This is a genomic window from Acidithiobacillus ferriphilus (assembly GCF_028215975.1).
GTDB classification, from domain to species: domain Bacteria; phylum Pseudomonadota; class Gammaproteobacteria; order Acidithiobacillales; family Acidithiobacillaceae; genus Acidithiobacillus; species Acidithiobacillus ferriphilus.
This window is the reverse complement of record NZ_CP116458.1, coordinates 1,413,383-1,432,290: the sequence shown is the minus strand read 5'-3', so window position 1 is coordinate 1,432,290 and position 18,908 is coordinate 1,413,383. Positions and strand designations below refer to the sequence as shown.

Sequence of the window (18,908 nt, the reverse complement as noted above, 5' to 3'; positions counted from 1 at the left end):
CTTATGTTGTCCCTTGTCCCTGTCCTCCCGCCACGATCTGCCCGCGCTCCAGGTGGATGATCTGGTCAGCGAGGCGGGTGGTGCGCGGGCGGTGCGCCACGATGATGATGGTTTTTCGGCCATGAAGGGCGCTGAGGGTTTCCGCGATGCGTTCTTCACTTTCGCTGTCGAGGTTGCTGGTGGCTTCGTCAAGGACCAGCACTGGGCGATCCAGGTAGAGCGCCCGGGCGATGGCGAGCCGCTGGCGCTGCCCACCGGAAAGATTGCCGCCGTTGCCTTTGATCATCGTTTCCAGTCCCCCTATGGGGGCTAAAAAATCCCAGGCGTGCGCTTGCCGCGCGGACGCCTCGGCGCGCTCGTGATCGGGTTGCGCATCGGCATAGGCGATATTGCTCAGGGCGGTCCCGGTGAACAGTACCGGCTCTTGGGCGACAAAGCTGAAATAGCCGCGATAGTCGCCGGCGGGGAGATCGCGGATGGACTGTCCGGCTACCGTAATCTCTCCCCCGCTGGGCGGCAACAAGCCGAGTAGCACCCGTACCAGGCTGGTTTTGCCGCCGCCACTGGGGCCAACGATGGCCGTCGTCGTGAGCGGGGGGAGCGTGATATGAAGGCCGCGTAAAATCGCTTCGCCCCCCAACTGTAACTTGAGATCGTGGCATTGCCAGATGCCCCAGGGACGTGGCCTTGGGGAGCGCTGGCTGGCTTCTGCCGGTTGATCCAGCCAGGCGAATAGCCGGTCCGCGGCAGAAAGACCTTGTTGTAGTTGATTGTTGGCCGAGGAAAGCTGGCGCAGGGGCTCATAAATCATCCCCAGCGCCGTCAGAAAGCTGAAAAAGGCCCCCGTCGTCATCCCGCCATTCACCACCTGACTGCCTCCCAGATAGATGATGACCGCAATACCCAGCGCCGCGATCATCTCCATAATCGGGACCGTCGCCTTCTGGATGCGGGCAATCTGCATCATCAGATCGAAGTAGTGGCGCGCCTGAACGCTGAAGCGCTTCGCCTCAAAGTCTTCACCACCCTGACTTTTGATCACTTCGGCGCCGCGCAGACTTTGAGAAAACTGCTCCATGATCTGGCCCATCTGCTCTTGTTGACGCTCGCCGCGCTGGCGTAATTTCTGGCCGAAACGAATCAGGGGATAAAATGCGATGGGTAAGGTGATAAAACTGATCAGCGCCAGCTTCCAGCTCATGTAAAACACTACCGCCATGAGCGCGACAATCTGGAAGGTGGAAAGGAAGAAGCGCGCCAGCACCGAAAGGCCCTGCTGTAATAAAGTCAGGTCCAGACTCATTCGCGACAGAGTGCTGCCGTGGCTGCTGTCGATAAGGATGCCTAGGGGTAGGCGCAGAGTGTGGGCGAAAAGGCGTTCACGCAGACCGCGCAATACATCTTCTTCGGTGCGCACGAGGGTGATGGCTTGTACGTAATCGGCGCCACCTTTAACGGCGTAGATCATTATGACGCCCAAGGGCAGCCAGATGAGCATGCTGGCGCTGCGGTCGATGAATATCCGGTCAAGGACCGGCTTGATCATATAAGCCACCCCACCGGTGGCTGCGCCAGAAATCACCATGAAGAGCATAGCGAGGAATATGCGGCCCCGGTACGCGCTGATCAGGCCGAGGAGCCGGCGAAAGCTGGGAGAACGCAACGCGGCGGGCGCGTCAGCGTTACTCACTCTTCGAGCAGGCCCCGTTTATCTTTTACTTCCAGCCAGGCGTCAGCATCTTCGGGCGCCGCTTTCTTGTGAATAATGGCTGGCCAGATCTTGGCGAGGCGGGCATTGATTTCCTCAAATTCTTCCTGACCCGCGGGCAGGTCATCATCGCGGAAAATGGCGCCGGCAGGGCATTCTGGCTCGCAGAGCGTGCAGTCTATGCACTCATCCGGGTCAATGACCAGAAAATTAGGCCCTTCGCGGAAACAGTCCACTGGGCAGACATCCACACAGTCTGTGTATTTGCATTTGATACAAGATTCAGTCACCACGTATGTCATGGGGGCCGGGCTCCTCACATTTTAGTCAAAGGGTTACGGGGTTACGGCCGGAATCATCCGGCGGGCTGGGCGCCTATTCTAGCCTAAGGCGGGCGTGCTGCCCACAGGGGGCTTGCATGCATCCGAATCGATCAGAATGTTTGGCGAAATCAGGAAAAGTTCGCTATAGTAAAAATCTGGACTTTATCCCGTTAGCTCAACAAAGGAGAATTACGATGGCCGTATTAGTAGGCAAAGCTGCTCCCGATTTCGTGGCCCCCGCAGTCATGGCTGATAATAGTATCAACGAGAATTTTCAACTTTCTCAGTATATTAAAGGGAAATATGCGGTTCTGTTCTTTTACCCGCTCGACTTTACCTTCGTATGTCCGTCTGAAATTCTCGCCTTTAATCATCGCCTGAATGATTTCAAGTCCCGCAATACTGAGGTCATCGCCTGCAGCGTAGACTCCCAGTTTACCCATCTGGCCTGGAAGAACACGCCGGAAGAGAAGGGCGGCATTGGTCACATCAAACTCCCTATGGTGGCGGATCTCTCTAAGAGCATCGCACGCAATTATGACGTTCTGCTCAATGATGAAGTGGCGCTGCGCGGCTCTTTCCTGATCGACCGCGAAGGCGTGGTGCGGCACGAGGTAATCAACGATTTACCCTTGGGCCGCAACATTGACGAAATGCTCCGTATGGTGGACGCATTGCAATTCTCTGAAGAACACGGAGAAGTTTGCCCGGCACAGTGGGAGAAGGGCAAAGCCGGTATGAAGCCAACCAGTGAGGGAGTTGCCGACTTTCTGGCGCATCACGGCAAAGAACTCTGAGCACAGCGCCCATCGTGGGAGCCTGCGTGGGCGATATAGATATATTATATTAATGGCCGGGGCTGACCGATGTCCTGGCCATTTTATGGCGACTTAGTGCAGACTTCGTCCGGCACCTTCTGCCGCTTCCTCCATGACCGCCCTCACCTCATCCGGAAAATCACCCTGAGCCACCTGCTGGCGTCCTTCCTGAAAGAAAAGCGCCGCGTCAGCAGGCAGGTGACGGAGGAGTGCGGCAAAAGCGCTGCGCATTTCTGCAGGATCCTGGGCACGGGTTGCCGTGATGCCCCAGTTCAGCAGCAGAATACGCCAGGGACGGCGCGGGTCGGCGCCATCCAGGTCAGTGGCATAGTCTGCGGATGCGGCTTCTTTCACTTGGCCCATCAATTGGGCCAGGGAGCGCAGTTCGTCGGTCTCAACGCGACTATTGGCCAGAATGGCCAGACCGTTGACGATAGGCTCCAGCGTGTGGATGGCGCCGTGTTGATTACATACCCATGCGGCGATACTGACGGTGACCATTTCCAGGGCGATTTTCGCCTGACGCTCCCCGAGGCGGTCAGCCCAGGTAGCGAGATCCATCAGTAGGCCGATGGTCAGATCGCCGATACGCTCCGGCTCGTCGTCGGGCAATGCGGGGTCCCAGGACGCAACTTCTGTTGCCAGCAGCGTGAAAAGCTGGCGCAGGGCGTCCACAATCATTGGCGGGGTGATCTGCTCTCCGGTGGCAATGCCGCTCTCGGCAAAGGCACTGAGGATGGGGTTGGCGTATTGTTCAAGGCGCTTCTGTGCGCCTGGGATGTCCAGGATAAGAGCCACTGCTGCCTCCGATATGCCCGATGAAGTCGAGCGTGTTATGCTAACATGGAATGGTGTCGGATTCCGCAGCAAGCGGTATCCTCTTTATTCAGGAATCTTCCCTATGTCGCACCAATACCCCGTTTCTCTTATTGATTTGCATATGCACTCGCTGGCCTCCGATGGCACCATGACGCCCACCGATCTGGTGCGGCGGGTGCATGCGGCTGGGGTGCGCGTCATGGCGCTGACTGACCATGACAACACCGCGGGGCTTGAGGAGGCCCGTGTGCAGGCGACGGCACTGGATATTCAGCTGGTCCCGGGCGTTGAAGTCTCCAGCGAATGGAACACCCAAGGCATCCATATTGTCGGCCTTTTTATAGACCCAGAGAATAACATTCTACAGGGCGGTTTGAGTCGGATTATGGCCTTCCGCGATTGGCGCGCCTTAGAAATCGGGCGTCTATTAGAAGATGCCGGTATTTCTGACGCAGAAGCCGGAGCGCGAGCGATGGCGGGTAGCCGCATGGTGGGGCGTAGCCATTTTGCGCGCTGGCTGGTGCGTGAGGGACATTGTGCAGACGCGAACGAGGCCTTTGGCAAATATCTTGGGCGCGGTTGTAAAGCCTACGTGCCCAGCGACTGGATTTCCATGCCCGAAGCGATTGGCTGGATCAACGCGGCAGGTGGATCCGCCGTTCTGGCCCACCCCGGTCGCTACAAGCTCAGCGGCGCCCGGCTGCGTGCTTTGCTCACCGAGTTCCGGGAGGCTGGAGGCATCGGCCTTGAGGTCTGCTCCGGCAGCCAGGCGGCGGGAGATCGCGAGCATCTGGGGTGTCTCGCCAGGCAACTGGGGATGGCGGGTTCGGTCGGTTCCGACTTTCATGGCCCGAATTTTGGTCACGCGGCCATCGGCCATCTGCCACCGCTGCCCGACGGTGTCGAACCGGTCTGGGACCGCGCCGGTATTCATCTTCACTGACTGATCAATCTTGCCGGTTTTTCTGACGCTTATGCGCATTTTCATCGGCGCGGCACTATGGTAGTTTTGCACTCCATCGTGGAGTGCACATTAGGGGAACAGGAGTGCAAAAAGGCCAAGAGCCATCAGGCTATGCTAACTGGGGCATGTTCGTGTTGCTGCTGGTTTACGCTGGCGCCGCATACACCCTCAGCCCATTTGCCGGCCCCCTGCTGATGGGGGCGGTGCTGACCACAGTGGGCTGGCCTTGGCAGTTGCGCCTGGAGCGGGGTTTTCATCTCCCACGCTGGCTGGGCTCGCTTATACACGCCCTGGCGTGGGTCGCGATTATCATTATTCCTGCGGTCATTATCGTTGATTCTGTACTGCCCCAGGTGGCACTACTCATCTTCCGCTGGCAGTCAGGTGGTCCGCTTGTCGAGGTGCCACCCGAGGTGCTGCAGATTCCCTATGTTGGTCACTGGTTGCTCAGCCATTTGCATGGGCTGAACGGTGCTTATCTCTCTGCCCTGCTCAGTGCGCATTCCAGCCTCATCACCAATTCTTTGGGTCAGCTCTGGATATTCACGTTGCATACGTTTTTTGCCGCACTGACCGTGTTTGCACTGGCTCTGCATGGCGAGCGTCTCACGGAGGCATTGTACCTGGGGGCTACACAATTCTGGGGCCGTGATCGTGGCGATCGATATTTGGCCGCCTGCCGGGATGCGGCACGTTCGGTACTGATCGGTCTCATTGGTGTGGGTGTGGTAGAGGGCATGTTTATCGGTATCGCTTACGCTGTAGCGGGACTAAGCATGTGGCCCCTTTGGTTGGTTGCTACCGCATTGATATCGCCAATTCCTTTTGGTGCCACGGCCGTAGTCGGCGCAGCCACCCTCTGGCTCGCTTTTACGGGGCATTGGATCGCTGGTTTGCTCGTTCTCGCCTGGGGGCTTATCGTTATTACCGTGGCGGATCTGGTGGTGCGCCCACTACTCACCGGATCGCAGACGCAGGCTCCCTTCTTTCTGGTGTTCTTTAGTATTCTTGGTGGCGCGGAAGCCTTCGGCTTGATCGGCCTGATTATCGGACCTATTCTGGTGTTGTTGGCGCGCGGGGTATGGCGTGCCTGGGAGCGGCGTATTCGCTTGCAGGAGTAGTTGCGCAGAGCACCGCGGTTGTGGAACTGCGCAGGCTTTCCGCCCATCTAAGCAATGGGTATTATCTTTACGAAATCAGGAGCGCATCATGGACTACTCAATGTTGGATCAACAATATAATCAGTTGCAACAGCAGACCCAGAACAACCTGCAGGCCTTGCAGCAGGTCGCTGGACGGGTGAACGCCATGGCACCGGATAAAATGACCGGGCGCGAGATCAGTATGGAATTGCGCAGCTTGGCCATGAACCTGCAACAACAGCAGCAGAATGTGGGAATGATGCTGCAGCAGATGGCCCAGCGTATCCAGCAGTTGGAAATGCAGACGCAAGGGATGGGGCAGCAGCAGCGCCCCTGGAATGCGCCCATGCAGGGACAGCCGGGTATGGGCAGCGGGTTCCTGGGTAATGTCATGACCGGTTTGGGTCTGGGTGCGGGTTTCGCGGTGGCGGATAATATCGTTGACGATATTTTCGACAGCTTCTGAAGCTATATGATAATTGCGCCTTTTGACGGTTCCTTGCGGGTGGCGTTCAGTTCATGATGTTACCGTTATCGGCGTATCTGGATCTGGAGTCGCGCGTTTTTGTCTGGGCTGCAAGACAGGGATGGCAGTTGCAGCGTACCGGCCCATTGCGGCGGGGTGAATGGCCGTTACCGCGCCTGGAGTTTCTCCGCGAGGGCGTGTTAACGCCCGGCGAGTGGGATGTCGCGCTGGCTGCTGCCAGCCCCCTGTTTGTGGGGTCTGTTTCCGGGCAGCGGGAGGCATGGAGTCAGGAAGGTATCGGGGTAAAATTTTATCAGGCCCCGACCGAGTTCCTGGGCTTCGCACAGATCGCCCATACGGGGCCGGCCGGGTTTGTCGCGGCGTGCCGCAGGCTGCACGGTTGGGACCAGGCCCCGGCGCCTGACGAGGCCACCGCTTTCGCTCACGTCGGCCTGCCTTGTGTGCCGCCCTCCCAGCGCAATTCTGAAGTTTTCACGATGTTGGCGGGAGTGCCGGGTGACTGAAGAATCCCTCTATGGTATCCATGCGGTCAGCGCCGCACTGGATTCGCAAGAATTGCTGGAACTCTGGGTGGCGATTGAGCGAAGGACCGATGAGCGTGTCGCGCCGTTACTGCAAAAGGCCGCAGAACAGCATTTGCCAGTGAATGAATGGCGGAGTACGGCATTGGGCCGACGACTGAATACCGACAAGCACCAGGGCGTGGGCGGCTTGCTGCGCGACTTTCCCGAGCAGGACTTCGAGACGATTCTGGCGCAATTGGCAGGCCGCGGCTTCCTGCTGGTGCTGGATGGTGTGCTTGATCCTCATAATCTCGGTGCCTGTCTGCGCAGTGCGGAAGCGGCGGGGGTCGATGCGGTGATTCTGCCCAAGGATAATGCCTGTCCGGTCAATGCCACCGTACGCAAGGCGTCTGCCGGATCGGCGTCACGTGTTCCGGTCTGTACCGTGACTAATCTGTCGCGAACCCTGTCTGCTTTGCAAGAGTCGGGTTTCTGGCTGGTCGGGATGGCGGGGGAGGGTGCTCAGAGCCTTTATACGCTCGATCTGAAGATGCCGCTGGCGATGGTGATGGGTGGGGAGGGAAAAGGTTTGCGCCGCCTTACCCGCGAGCACTGCGATTATCTGGCGCATATTCCCATGATGGGCGCCATCGAAAGTCTGAATGTGTCCGTCGCCACCGGGATTTGCCTTTTTGAGGCAGCCAGGCAGAGGCGGAGTCTATCCCCCGCCCAGCGTGTCGTCGGGCAGGAAAATTGGTCTGAATCCGCCAGAGGGTCATAAACGCATGCTGGTAGATTCCCACTGTCATCTGGATTTCGACGATTTTGATGTCGATCGGGCTGGCATTCTGGCGCGCGCGCATGCGGCCGGGGTGCAAGAAATGCTGATTGCGGCGGTTGTCGAGGCGCATTGGCCGCGAGTGCGGGCCCTGACTGCCGAGTACCCCGGCGTGTGGGCGGCAGCGGGCGTGCATCCCAATGAACCCGCAGCGGAGACCCCGGAATGGGAGCATCTGCTCGCCGCTCTGGCGGTCGACAAGGTGGTGGCCGTCGGCGAGACCGGCCTCGATTATTTTCGCAGTGAAGGAGATCTGTCCTGGCAACGGGAGCGATTTGCCCGGCATATAGCCGCTTCCAAGGCCACGGGAAAGCCGCTGATCGTCCACACCCGTGCGGCGGCGGCAGACACCATCGCCATGCTGCGCAGTGAAGAGGCGGCGGCAGTCGGTGGTGTCATCCATTGCTTCACTGAAAATTGGGGTTTTGCGAAGGCCGCCATGGATATGGGCTTTTATATATCCTTTTCCGGCATTGTGACTTTCAAGAAGTCCGTTGAATTGCAGTCGGTGGCCAAGAAAATGCCGGCGGATCACCTGCTGGTGGAGACGGATGCGCCCTATCTGGCCCCCGTGCCGCAACGCGGCAAGCGCAACGAGCCGGCTTTTGTCGCTCATGTCGCGGCCTTTCTCGGGGCGTTGCGGGGCGAGACGCTGGAGGGTATCGCCGAGCGGACCACGGCGAATTTCCACGCACTGTTTAAACACGCGGTAGCGATATGAAGATCATATTCCTTGGTACGGGGTCCAGTGCTGGTACACCGGCGATTGCCTGTCATTGTCCGGTTTGTTGCAGCGCTGATCCACGCAACCACCGCCTGCGGGCCAGTATTCTGGTGCAGGATGGGGATACTAATCTGTTGGTGGATACCGGTCCGGACCTGCGTCAGCAGATGTTGCGCGCCGATGTGCAGGTGCTGAGTGCCGTGTTGTATACCCATTTTCATGCTGATCATATCAATGGTGTCGATGACCTGCGTGCCTTCAATTTTGCGCAGAAGATCGTGATCCCTTGCCATGCGGATGAGCGCACGGCGATGGAATTGGAAACCCGGTTTCGCTATTGTTTTCTGCCGCCGGACATCACTTGGGCGAAGCCTTCGCTCTCCATGCATCGGATAGCATCGCCGCAGACCTTTGGTGGGGTTGTGGTGACACCAATACCCGTGCTGCACGGTCAACTGCCTATTCTCGGGTATCGTTTTAATGACGCGGCGTATCTTACTGATCTAAAAATCATCCCGGATAGCAGTCTGATGCTGTTGCAAGGACTGAAAGTCCTGATTCTTGATTGTCTGCATTATGCAGAGCACCCCACCCATCTTAATGTGGAAGAGGCTTTGTACTGGGCGCGGCGCATTGGCGCAGAGCGGACCATTTTTACCCACATGACCCATGATCTTGATTATGCGACGTTGGCTGCGGAGTTGCCGGAAACGGTCATTCCCGCCTATGACGGTATGGTCGTGGGCCTTTGAGCGCATGCTGCTGATGACCGGGTGTATACAAAAAATGTTTGACATCGCTAGCATGAATCCATATATTACGCGGCATCGGGGCCATAGCTCAGCTGGGAGAGCGCTTGAATGGCATTCAAGAGGTCAGCGGTTCGATCCCGCTTGGCTCCACCATATTAAAAGGCGATTCAGCCTTTTTTCTCCTCGACAATCCAAGCGGTCACCATCATTTATTTTCGACAGATGCCGTCTGGATTCTATGTCCGCGCTCGTCATGCGGTTTTTACAAGAAATGCTCATGAGGCCCTTTTTTGCACAATGAACGGCTTTTCCCCTACGGCCATGCCCGTGATGCGGATTGGCGTACGGCTTTGTCCTCCACTTTGGAGATGGCGGGTCCGCGGGTGCGGGGTGGTACGCTGGGATTCCTCTACGTCAGCGATAGCTTCGAGTCTGATCTGCCGGAAATTCTGAGCGTCCTGCGAGAAGAAACCGGTGTGCCGCATTGGACGGGCTGTGTGGGGATTGGCATCTGCGCGACCGCTCAGGAATACCTGAATGAACCGGCACTGGCCTTGATGGTGGCCGATTTCCCGGAGACGGCGTTCCACCTGTTTGCAGGGCTGGAGCCTTACCAAGCCGGCAAGGAGCTGACAATGGGGGAGGCGGATCATCCGTCGTATTTCGCCATCGTCCACGGTGACTCCCAGACACCGGATTTGCCTGATCTGGTTCGTGATTTTGCCGGAAAGATGAGTAGCGGTTTCATCACCGGGGGGATCAGCAGCAGTCGTGCCAACGGTGCGCAACTTGCCGATAAGGTCGTGCATGGTGGATTGAGTGGAGTGACGTTTAGCGCGAAGATCGCCATCGTTACCCGCCTGACTCAAGGCTGTAGCCCCATCGGTCCAATCCATCAAATCGCCGAAGCCAAGAGCAACGTGATTGCCCGCCTGGATGACCGTCCGGCGCTGGACGTGTTTTATGAAGAGATCGGTGACATCCTCTCCCGGGATTTGCATCGGGCGGCGGGGTTTATTTTTGTGGCGTTGCCGGTCAAAAACGATGATCGTGGTGACTATGTGGTGCGTAATCTGCTTGGTATTGATATAGATCGCAAGCTGCTGGCAATCGGGGAATATGTAGAGACCGGTCAGTCCCTGATGTTCTGCAAGCGGGACGGCAGCACGGCGCGCGAGGATCTGGAGCGGATGCTCACAGAAATTACCCGTCTGGTGGGGGGGAGAGGGATTCGCGGTGGCCTCTATTTCTCTTGTCTTGGGCGCGGTGGGGGTCTGTTCGGACCCGATTCTATGGAATTGCGGATCATCCAGGAGCGCCTGGGCGACTTCCCTCTGGTCGGATTTTTTGCCAATGGCGAAATTTCACATGATAAAATATATGGTTATACGGGGGTACTTACCTTGTTTCTGGATGCGCCAGTCTCCTGAGTCGTTAGCCGATCTACGGGCATGGTGAGGCGCTGTCGGCTTTGCGATCGCTCACTGATTTTGATGGTTGCCGGTGAGGCCGGACAGGAGTTTTTGCTCCAAGGCGTTGGCCTGCTCCGCAGTGGATTGGCAAAGCGCGCTGGCAGGATCGCGCGCGCACTTTAACTCGTCAGCCAACATCGCGGTGCCGTTTTTTTGCAATTGAGCTTGGCTGTTGCGGCTCTGCGCGGTGCTGGCCATCCACGAAACTCCATAACCGAGTGTCGAAGAGAGTATGGTCGCCATCAGAAGCACCAGTACCGTGCGGGTAAAACCGCGCTCCAGTCCCTGCCCATCCAGATAACGCTTGCCATACCAAGCAAACGCCGGATAACTGACAATGCCTGCCACCAGCCCCCACATTGATGACTATCCCTCTTTGGCGACGTCCAGGGGTAGGGTATAAGGAAGCTTCCCCAAGCTCAAAGGGGTACCATCCGGCGTCCCAGCCACCAGGGTTTCCCCGGTGTTAGCGGCGCGTAAAACCGCCAGCGCGGCAAAGCCATCTTGAGGATCCGGTGCCGTATTAATAACGACGCCAATACTTTGCTCCCCCATGTTGGCACTGAAAATTTCTTCACCTGCTCGCAGTGGCGCCCGGGCCGAGATCCGGTAGGTCTGGTTCTTGAGTTTGCCGAGATAGTGGGAACGCGCGACAATCTCTTGCCCCGGATAGCAGCCCTTCTTGAAATTGATGCCGCCCAATACCTCCAGATTCAGTTCCTGGGGAATAACTTTTTCTGTGGTGGCGCTGCTGATCATGCCGACGCCGGCATGGATGGCCTGCAGTCGCCAATCTTCCGCTGATCCGGCCCGCGCACCAGCCGCTGTCAGCCCTGCGCTGAGTGCTTCCGCACGGGATGCGGGCAAAATGATCAGAAAGGCTTCCGCATTCACCCAGGGCAGACGGGTGATGATCCTGTCGTTGTGGACCAACCCGCTGTTGCCGGTTTCCGGCGCCACAAGCCCGAGGGCATGGCCAAGCAGATCACCGGCACCTCTACCCGAGACAGCGAATAACGCGAATTCTGGTTCCCCCCGCTCAATCTCCAGCTTGGCCATCATCCGGAACTTACGCAGCCGCTCGATGACTATGTCGGCCATATCGGCGGCCAGACTCAGCCAAAAGCCGTCGCCGTCGCGCTGCACGTAAAAATTGGCGATCATGCGCCCTTTAGCCGTACTGTAGCTGCTCCACTGGCCGTGACCACTGGCCAGGGCATGCAGATCGTTAGAGAATTGCCCTTGTAAAAACTTTTCGGCATCCACGCCGTGGGCATGAATCAGGCCCAGTTCCGTACGCAGGGGGGTAAAGGTAATGACGGCTGAAGGCATACGATCGGACTCCCGGTTGCTGAAACAGCATGGCCCCAATCATACCCCTATGGATGACAGCGACAAAGTCCTACCGATTCTTTCCTTTGGCGGTGCCCGACGGCAGCGCTGGCTACAGAATCTTCCCTGTGCACTGGCTTTGCTCTGCGCAGGTTTTACGATGGGCCACGATTGGCGCTGGGGTTTGGCGCTGCTCGCCGTGGTGTTGGCATGGGCCGTCTGGCACTGCCTTCTGCGTCAACGTGTCGACCAGGCCGTGCCGGAGGCGATCTTGCTCGGTATAGAGAGCGATCTGCGCGTAAAAATGGAGGATGGTAGCGTGGTGTCTGTTCAGCATCGCGCCCGCCCATTTTTGCACCCGCGCCTGGGAATGATCCTCCTACAGGATGACGATGGTCGCCGCCTCGTGTTGATCGCCTTTTTCACGGCAGGTGATGATCTGTGGCGGCGTTGGCGGCTCAGATTGCGCCAGGAATGGGACGCAGTATCGGACCCTGCTGATCCCGTTGACTGATGCTATCCGCTGCCACACTCCGAAGTTGTGGGTGGTCACTGTTGAAATGACAGCCACGGGATTCTTCGCGTAACAGCGCGGAACGGGTGAGAATTTCCGCGCACTGGCGCAGATTGCGCAGTTCCTGATAGGGCCGCGGCCCGTACAGGTTATCGCCAATGCGCGCGGCCAATTCATGCCAGAGTGCGCTGGCGGACCGCAGGCTTTCATCGTTGCGGATAATACCGGCTGCTTGCCACATGCCTGCCTGCAATGTCTGCCGCAAGGCTGCGATGTCTATTTCTGGTGTGGCCGTTGCTGATTGCTCCGTCAAATGTCCGGGTATTTGACGTGGGCAATCGGGCAGGTGCGACTGTCCTTCCAGGTCAGCGACGATCGCTGCCGCACCCACCACACATTCCAGTAATGAATTGCTGGCGAGACGATTGGCTCCGTGCAGTCCGGTGGAGCTGACCTCACCCACCGCATAGAGTCCTGGGATAGTGCTGCGTCCCGCCGCGTCTACGACCACACCGCCGCAGGTATAGTGGGCGGCAGGGACTACCGGGATCGGTTCCCGCGTCAGATCATAGCCTTGTGCCCGACAGTACGCGGAAATCGCTGGGAAATGCTGCTGCACCAGAGTGCTGGGCTGTGCGCTGATGTCCAGAGTGACATAGGCGAGGTGACGCTGTCTCATCTCGGTATCAATCGCACGCGCGACAATATCCCGCGGTGCCAGCTCGGCACGGGGGTCATAATGCTCCAGAAAGGCACTGCCGTCCGGCAGGCGCAAAAGCGCTCCCTCACCGCGTAAGGCCTCAGAAAGCAAAAAAGGCGCACTACCTGGTCGGTAGAGCGTAGTGGGGTGAAACTGGACAAACTCCAGGTTGGCGATTTCCGCGCCCGCCCGATAGGCGAGTGCGATGCCGTCCCCAGTGGCCACCAGCGGATTACTGGTGTGCAGATACAACTGACCGGCACCGCCACTGGCGAGAATCACCGCCCGTGCCGACCACAACTCCGAACGGTCGCTCCCGGGAGCGAGTACCCAGGCGCCCGCGCAACGACCTTCGCTGAGCCAAAGATCGCTGGCGTAGTGTTCTTCAGCTATCTGTACGGCAGGCTCGGCCATAGCTCTTCGCAGTAGGGTGCTCTCGATGGCGTGGCCGGTGGTATCGGCGCTGTGTAGTACTCGGCGCGCCTGGTGTCCACCCTCACGGGTGAGATGCCAGTTTCCGTCCGGTTGGCGATCAAAAGGCACTCCCCAGTCAATTAATTGATGCGCCGCCTCCGTGCCGTGGCCAATGATTTGCCGGACTGCCTCCGGGTGACATAGTCCGGCACCGGCTCCCAGCGTATCCTCGATGTGTAGGGCAATGCTGTCGTGGTCCATATCCATGACCGCGGCGATGCCGCCCTGCGCCCAGTCGCTGGCGGAATCATTCGCCCGTCCTTTGCTCACAATGCCTACTTGCCCGAGGCGGCTAAGCCCCAGGGCGGCGCTGAGTCCGGCGGCGCCGGAACCGATAATGAGAAAGTCGAAAAAAGGCATTTGCTGTCCTGGGAGAGGGGGTTGGGCGTCAGCGTTGCGTGAATTGGGAGGGGTCATGATACGATGACAGCCTGATAAGGTGAAGAACGGCACCTAAAGAACAAAGGGAAGGAAAAGGCCGAATGGGTAAGATTATGGGACGCAGCACGGCGGGTGGTCAGGAGCATGGCGCACCTAGTGACCTGCTCCTCGTCCAGCGCGTGCAAAAGGGAGAGAAGGGGGCATTTGATCTCCTCGTACGCAAATACCAGCACAAGGTGATTTCCCTGGTCGGACGTTTCGTGCGCACGCCCGAGGAGGCTGAAGATGTGGCCCAGGAAGCTTTTGTCAAAGCCTATCGTGCGCTCGCCAATTTCCGTGGCGATAGCGCTTTCTATACCTGGTTGTACCGCATTGCCGTCAATACGGCAAAAAATCACCTCGTAGCCCAGGGCCGCCAGGTTTCTATTGTGGATGCAGAAACAGAAGATGCGGAACAATTTGCCAGTGCCGATGGACTAAGAGAATATGATACCCCGGAAGGGTTGCTGCTTAGTAAGGAATTGGCAGAACATATCGATACGGCATTGGCAGCGTTGCCGGAGGATTTGCGCACGGCGGTGACCTTGCGGGAATTTGAAGGCTTGAGTTACGACGAAATCGCTCAGGTCATGGAGTGCCCGGTGGGGACGGTAAGGTCCCGAATTTTTCGAGCGCGTGAATCAATTGCCAAGGTTTTGGCCCCGTTGTTAGAGCAGGAAAAATCATGAACGATGAAACGCAAAAAGAACTGATGGCGTTCATGGAGGGCGAGCTGACAGGTCTGCGCGCCAACCGCTTGGCCACGCGTTTGCAAAGTGAGCGCGGATTACGAGAGGCTTGGGAGTCTCAGTACCGCGTCTCTTTTCTTCTGCAAAATGACCGGAATGGGGTCCAATTAGCGTCGGCCGACTTCGCAGACCGGGTTGCCTGGGCGATTATGAGCGAGCCCAGTATCCTGGCCCCGCAAACCGGGCGACGGCGGGGTATTTCCTGGAGCTTCTGGATGAAAGCGGGTTCCGTTGCTGCAGTGTTGGTGGTGTCGGTGACTTTGGTGGGCGTCTTTCCGAACAATATCGCATCAGATCAATCGGTTGCCAGAGACGGATCCGGTCATTACGCTACGACAGCCATGCTGAGAGGCTTTTCGTCCCGCAGTGATGAATTTCATTTACGTCCCGTAGCAGGCTTCACGCCGCGGGGCTCTGGTGCAGATGTACTTATCCAGAGAGATATACAACGGCTCTGGGTGCCTGGCGGTGGTAATTACCTAGCCCCTTCACAAATTTTTACCGCCTATGACTCAGGTCAGGCCGGTCTGGAGAGCGCGGGCTATACGCCTGCAGCGGGTATCAGCGCAGCTTCCATGGCTTTTCCTGCAGGTAATCCCTAGAATCAGCGTCAGTTACAATACACGTCAGTGCGCATAGTCGAGAGGGGGGCCGTGCCTGTTGCTAAGTACAGCAGATACCGAGATGATAGACACGGTAATAAATTGGATGGTTGGGAGGGGGTTTCTTGAAAAATCGTGTGCTGGGTAGACAGCGCCTTGCGGTGGCGCTTTGTGTAGGTTTTGGCCTGAGCGTAGGGATGGTGGCGCCTGCTTGGGCGGATGCTGCCGGTACCAGTGGTCAGGCATTGGTGGGCTTGCCTGATTTTACGCCCATCGTCAAACAGTATGGACCTGCTGTGGTGAACATCAGCACGACGGAGACCAAGGTGGCGCGCAACACGGGTTCGCCATTCCCACCAAACTCTCCCTTGAATCAGTTTTTTGCTCCCTTCTTTGGTGCGCCGGGGCAGCCGGGTGGCCTTCAGGGAAGGCCCGGAGCCGGTCAGAAATATCAAGTGCAGTCTCTGGGCTCTGGATTTGTCGTCAGTTCCGATGGTTATGTTGTGACGGCGGCGCACGTGGTGAAGGGTGCCCAGAAGATCATCGTCAGTCTCACCAATCATCATCAATACACCGCCCACTTGGTGGGGTTATCGACGCGCATGGACGTTGCTTTGCTTAAAATTGATGCGAAGAATCTGCCAACGGTACAAATTGGTGACTCCGGCAAGTTGGAGGTCGGGCAATGGGTACTGGCGGTAGGATCGCCCTTTGGCTTTGAGAACAGCGTGACCCAGGGTGTGGTCAGCGCGACCTCGCGGCCTTTGCCGGATGACCCCTATATCCCGTTTATTCAAACGGACGTGCCGATAAACCCCGGCAACTCCGGTGGCCCGCTTTTCAACATGCGTGGTCAGGTGGTCGGTATCAACGACCAAATTTATACCAGCAGTGGCGGCTACATGGGCTTGTCCTTCTCTATCCCCATTAATGTCGCTATGGATGCCGTCAAGCAGTTAAAGTTACATCAGAAAGTGCATTTTGGCTGGCTCGGAGTCATGATTCAGGACGTCAGCATGGATCTCGCCAGGTCTTTCCACATGAAAGAGCCGGTAGGTGCACTGGTGTCACAGGTGGTACCAGATGGTCCGGCCGCCAAGGCGGGGCTGCGTCCAGGGGATGTCATTGTTTCCTTTGATGGCCAATCCATCTATAACTCAGGTCAGTTGCCGCCGCTGGTGGGTGCATTGCCGGCCGGCTTCAAGGCGAAATTGGGTGTCATCCGTGATGGTAAACCCATGGTCCTCAATATCGTGGTAGAGAGTCTGCCCGGTAATCTGGAGAACGCGGCCGAATCCACCGCGCCCGGCAGACCGGCGCAGAAGGGCGAAGTCAAACGACTGAACGTGCAGGTGGGGCCGCTGACAGCGGAAGCACGTAAGCAACTGAATGTGAATACCGGCGTTCTCGTCCTCGGTGTTGGTGTGGGTCCGGCAGCGGAAGCCGGCATTCGTCCCGGTGATGTGATTTTGCAGGTGGCACAACAGCGGATTACCAATGCCGCCGATTTGCAGAAGCTGGTGGCGGTGTTGCCGGCAGGCCAGCCGATACCGGTGCTGGTGCGGCGCGGTGAGGGGAGTTTTTATCTGGTACTTTCGCTGCCGCATTGATGCAGGCAGTAGCTGCGAGGGGCTGGGTGTTTGTGCACCAGCCCTTTTTGTTATGGTGCCCGGCGCGGCGGTACTGCCCGCCGGACGCCCACGGATTGACAGGTCATATGACTGCACAGCAACATATTCGTAATTTTTCTATTATCGCCCACGTGGATCACGGCAAATCCACGCTCGCGGATCAGTTTATTCGTCTTTGCGGGGCGCTGACCGAGCGGGAAATGTCCAGTCAGGTGCTGGATACCATGGACATCGAACGGGAACGCGGAATCACTATCAAGGCACAGAGTGTACGCTTGCAGTTCCGCGCCGCAGATGGGCAGGAGTACCAATTTAATCTCATTGATACGCCGGGCCATGTGGATTTTTCTTACGAGGTCAGCCGTTCGCTGGCCGCCTGTGAAGGGGCACTGTTGGTCGTGGACGCTTCGCAGGGTGTGGAAGCGCAAAGTGTGGCTAATTGTTATACGGCGCTCGAACATGATCTGGAGATTCTACCTATCCTGAACAAGATTGATTTGCCAGCTGCCGATCCGGAGCGGGTGCGCAAGGAGATCGAAGAAATTGTCGGGCTGCCTGCTGACGATGCCGTGGAGGCCAGTGCCAAGGAGGGCGTCGGTATTCGGGAGATTTTGGAGCGGGTGGTGGAGCGTATCCCGCCGCCCCAAGGCGAGCCGGGTGCGCCGCTACAGGCCCTTATCATCGATTCTTGGTTCGATAATTACCTGGGGACCGTGGTTCTGGTGCGGGTGATGAATGGTTCGCTCCGTCCGGGCCAGCGTATCCTGACGATGGTGGGGCAGAAATCTTATGTGGTTGAAAAGGTCGGTGTTTTCACCCCAAAATCCCTGACTGTTCCGGTGCTGGAGACCGGTGCGGTGGGCTTTGTCATCGCGGGCGTGCGGACCATTGAAGGCGCCCGGGTGGGGGATACGCTGACGGAGCAGGACCGCCCCGCAAGTGCGCCGCTGCCGGGTTTTCGCGAGGTGCAGCCACAGGTGTTCACCGGGCTTTATCCCGTGGACTCGGCGGACTATGAAAATTTTCGCGAGGCGCTGCAGAAATTGCGGCTGAATGATGCGGCATTGCAGTTTGAGCCGGAGACTTCACAAGCCCTGGGCTTTGGTTTCCGTTGCGGATTTTTGGGGCTGTTGCACATGGAAATCGTGCAGGAGCGCTTGGAGCGGGAGTATCAGTTGGAGTTGATCAGCACCGCGCCGACCGTCATCTATCAGGTGATTACCACGGACGGGCAGGTACTGAAGATCTCTAATCCTGCCGATTTGCCGCCCATACAGCAGATTGCGGACATTCAAGAGCCGGTAATTACGGCAAATATTTTGGTGCCGGAAGCTTATCTCGGACCAGTGATCGCGCTCTGCGAAGAGCGGCGCGGGCGGCAGAAAAATATGCAGTTTACGGGTGGGCAGGTTATGCTGCGTTATGAACTGCCCCACAATGAGGTGGTTTTGGATTTTTTTGACCGCCTCAAATCGGTGAGTCGCGGCTATGCCTCCATGGATTATGAATTCGCGCGCTTTGAAAGCGGACCACTGGTGAAAATGGACATTTTGATCAACGGCGAAAAGCTGGATGCGTTGTCCTGGATTGTCCATCGCGATGTGTCCGAGCGGCGAGGTCGGGAATTGGTAACCAGATTGCGTGATCTGATCCCCCGACAGATGTTTGAGGTGGCAATACAAGCAGCAATCGGCGCTCGGGTGATCGCCCGGGAGTCGGTCAAAGCCATGCGCAAGAATGTGTTGGCCAAGTGTTATGGCGGTGACATTTCCCGTAAACGTAAATTGCTGGAGAAACAAAAGGAGGGTAAAAAACGCATGAAGCAGATTGGTCATGTGGAGATTCCTCAAGAAGCTTTTCTGGCAATACTGAAAACTGACAAAAGATAAAACGCGCTCCGTGAGCTGAATGCGGAAGCTGATTGTGGTAAGGCGCA

The 18,908-nt window shown here is 57.6% G+C and carries 20 protein-coding genes and 1 tRNA gene; 15 read left to right on the top strand and 6 right to left on the bottom strand.

Annotation, left to right across the window (positions count from 1 at the left end; genetic code table 11):
- Nucleotide 1: 1 nt before the first annotated feature.
- Together PJU76_RS07215 and fdxA are read right to left on the bottom strand one after the other, a co-directional pair.
- On the bottom strand, nt 2-1,690 hold the full coding sequence (locus PJU76_RS07215) for an ABC transporter ATP-binding protein (RefSeq protein ID WP_271778966.1): 1,689 nt from the start codon (nt 1,688-1,690) through the stop codon (nt 2-4).
- Complete coding sequence (gene fdxA / locus PJU76_RS07210; RefSeq protein ID WP_064219539.1) at nt 1,687-2,010, bottom strand: ferredoxin FdxA; 324 nt, start codon at nt 2,008-2,010, stop codon at nt 1,687-1,689. Before fdxA ends, PJU76_RS07215 begins: the two co-directional genes overlap by 4 nt.
- A gap of 215 nt (nt 2,011-2,225) precedes the next feature.
- Between fdxA and PJU76_RS07205 the strand changes: the two genes are divergently transcribed.
- A complete protein-coding gene (locus PJU76_RS07205; protein ID WP_215849528.1) occupies nt 2,226-2,828 on the top strand; it encodes a peroxiredoxin in 603 nt (200 codons plus the stop codon).
- A gap of 93 nt (nt 2,829-2,921) precedes the next feature.
- Here the strand turns inward: PJU76_RS07205 and PJU76_RS07200 are convergent, their stop codons facing one another.
- Nucleotides 2,922-3,647 (bottom strand): hypothetical protein, encoded by a 726-nt coding sequence (locus PJU76_RS07200; RefSeq protein ID WP_271778965.1) that lies wholly within the window; start codon nt 3,645-3,647, stop codon nt 2,922-2,924.
- Between the two features lie 103 nt (nt 3,648-3,750).
- Between PJU76_RS07200 and PJU76_RS07195 the strand changes: the two genes are divergently transcribed.
- The 9 genes from PJU76_RS07195 to PJU76_RS07155 all read left to right on the top strand — a co-directional run bounded on the left by PJU76_RS07195 (nt 3,751) and on the right by PJU76_RS07155 (nt 10,508).
- Nucleotides 3,751-4,611 (top strand): PHP domain-containing protein, encoded by an 861-nt coding sequence (locus PJU76_RS07195; protein ID WP_271778964.1) that lies wholly within the window; start codon nt 3,751-3,753, stop codon nt 4,609-4,611.
- Between the two features lie 104 nt (nt 4,612-4,715).
- A complete protein-coding gene (locus PJU76_RS07190; RefSeq protein ID WP_271778963.1) occupies nt 4,716-5,753 on the top strand; it encodes an AI-2E family transporter in 1,038 nt (345 codons plus the stop codon).
- An 88-nt stretch (nt 5,754-5,841) separates the two neighbouring features.
- Nucleotides 5,842-6,240, top strand: a complete 399-nt coding sequence (locus PJU76_RS07185; protein ID WP_215859758.1) for a hypothetical protein — start codon at nt 5,842-5,844, stop codon at nt 6,238-6,240.
- Nucleotides 6,241-6,293: 53 nt separating this feature from the next.
- Nucleotides 6,294-6,764: a hypothetical protein gene (locus PJU76_RS07180; RefSeq protein WP_271778962.1), complete on the top strand. Its 471-nt coding sequence runs from the start codon at nt 6,294-6,296 to the stop codon at nt 6,762-6,764.
- Nucleotides 6,757-7,545, top strand: coding sequence for a 23S rRNA (guanosine(2251)-2'-O)-methyltransferase RlmB (gene rlmB, locus PJU76_RS07175; RefSeq protein WP_271778961.1), 789 nt, complete (start codon nt 6,757-6,759; stop codon nt 7,543-7,545). Before PJU76_RS07180 ends, rlmB begins: the two co-directional genes overlap by 8 nt.
- A 4-nt stretch (nt 7,546-7,549) precedes the next feature.
- The gene (locus PJU76_RS07170; protein ID WP_271778960.1) at nt 7,550-8,323 is read left to right on the top strand and encodes a TatD family hydrolase; all 774 of its coding nucleotides are present in this window, start codon (nt 7,550-7,552) and stop codon (nt 8,321-8,323) included.
- Nucleotides 8,320-9,078, top strand: a complete 759-nt coding sequence (locus tag PJU76_RS07165) for an MBL fold metallo-hydrolase (protein WP_271778959.1) — start codon at nt 8,320-8,322, stop codon at nt 9,076-9,078. The genes PJU76_RS07170 and PJU76_RS07165 overlap by 4 nt, the downstream gene beginning before the upstream one ends.
- Before the next feature lie 77 nt (nt 9,079-9,155).
- Nucleotides 9,156-9,231: transfer RNA gene (locus PJU76_RS07160), tRNA-Ala, on the top strand.
- Nucleotides 9,232-9,368: 137 nt separating this feature from the next.
- Entirely contained in the window at nt 9,369-10,508 is a 1,140-nt protein-coding gene (locus tag PJU76_RS07155; protein ID WP_271778958.1) for an FIST signal transduction protein, read from the top strand.
- Between the two features lie 51 nt (nt 10,509-10,559).
- Here PJU76_RS07155 and PJU76_RS07150 read toward each other — a convergent pair whose 3' ends face one another.
- Nucleotides 10,560-10,910, bottom strand: coding sequence for a hypothetical protein (locus PJU76_RS07150; protein ID WP_271778957.1), 351 nt, complete (start codon nt 10,908-10,910; stop codon nt 10,560-10,562).
- 6 nt (nt 10,911-10,916) lie between these two features.
- Complete coding sequence (gene ygfZ, locus PJU76_RS07145; RefSeq protein WP_271778956.1) at nt 10,917-11,882, bottom strand: CAF17-like 4Fe-4S cluster assembly/insertion protein YgfZ; 966 nt, start codon at nt 11,880-11,882, stop codon at nt 10,917-10,919.
- On the opposite strand from ygfZ, the gene PJU76_RS07140 reads away from it, so the two are divergent.
- The gene (locus tag PJU76_RS07140) at nt 11,866-12,396 is read left to right on the top strand and encodes a hypothetical protein (RefSeq protein ID WP_271778955.1); all 531 of its coding nucleotides are present in this window, start codon (nt 11,866-11,868) and stop codon (nt 12,394-12,396) included. The two genes, ygfZ and PJU76_RS07140, sit on opposite strands and share 17 nt — an antisense overlap.
- On the opposite strand, the gene nadB is transcribed toward PJU76_RS07140, so the two are convergent.
- The gene (nadB, locus tag PJU76_RS07135; RefSeq protein ID WP_271778954.1) at nt 12,341-13,930 is read right to left on the bottom strand and encodes an L-aspartate oxidase; all 1,590 of its coding nucleotides are present in this window, start codon (nt 13,928-13,930) and stop codon (nt 12,341-12,343) included. The two genes, PJU76_RS07140 and nadB, sit on opposite strands and share 56 nt — an antisense overlap.
- A 122-nt stretch (nt 13,931-14,052) precedes the next feature.
- Between nadB and rpoE the strand changes: the two genes are divergently transcribed.
- From rpoE to lepA, 4 genes are all read left to right on the top strand, one after another.
- Nucleotides 14,053-14,679, top strand: coding sequence for an RNA polymerase sigma factor RpoE (rpoE, locus tag PJU76_RS07130; protein WP_081258100.1), 627 nt, complete (start codon nt 14,053-14,055; stop codon nt 14,677-14,679).
- Complete coding sequence (locus PJU76_RS07125) at nt 14,676-15,341, top strand: sigma-E factor negative regulatory protein (protein WP_271778953.1); 666 nt, start codon at nt 14,676-14,678, stop codon at nt 15,339-15,341. The genes rpoE and PJU76_RS07125 overlap by 4 nt, the downstream gene beginning before the upstream one ends.
- Nucleotides 15,342-15,466: 125 nt before the next feature.
- A complete protein-coding gene (locus PJU76_RS07120) occupies nt 15,467-16,951 on the top strand; it encodes a DegQ family serine endoprotease (protein ID WP_271778952.1) in 1,485 nt (494 codons plus the stop codon).
- Between the two features lie 107 nt (nt 16,952-17,058).
- On the top strand, nt 17,059-18,861 hold the full coding sequence (gene lepA, locus PJU76_RS07115; protein ID WP_271778951.1) for a translation elongation factor 4: 1,803 nt from the start codon (nt 17,059-17,061) through the stop codon (nt 18,859-18,861).
- The last annotated feature ends 47 nt before the right edge of the window (nt 18,862-18,908 follow it).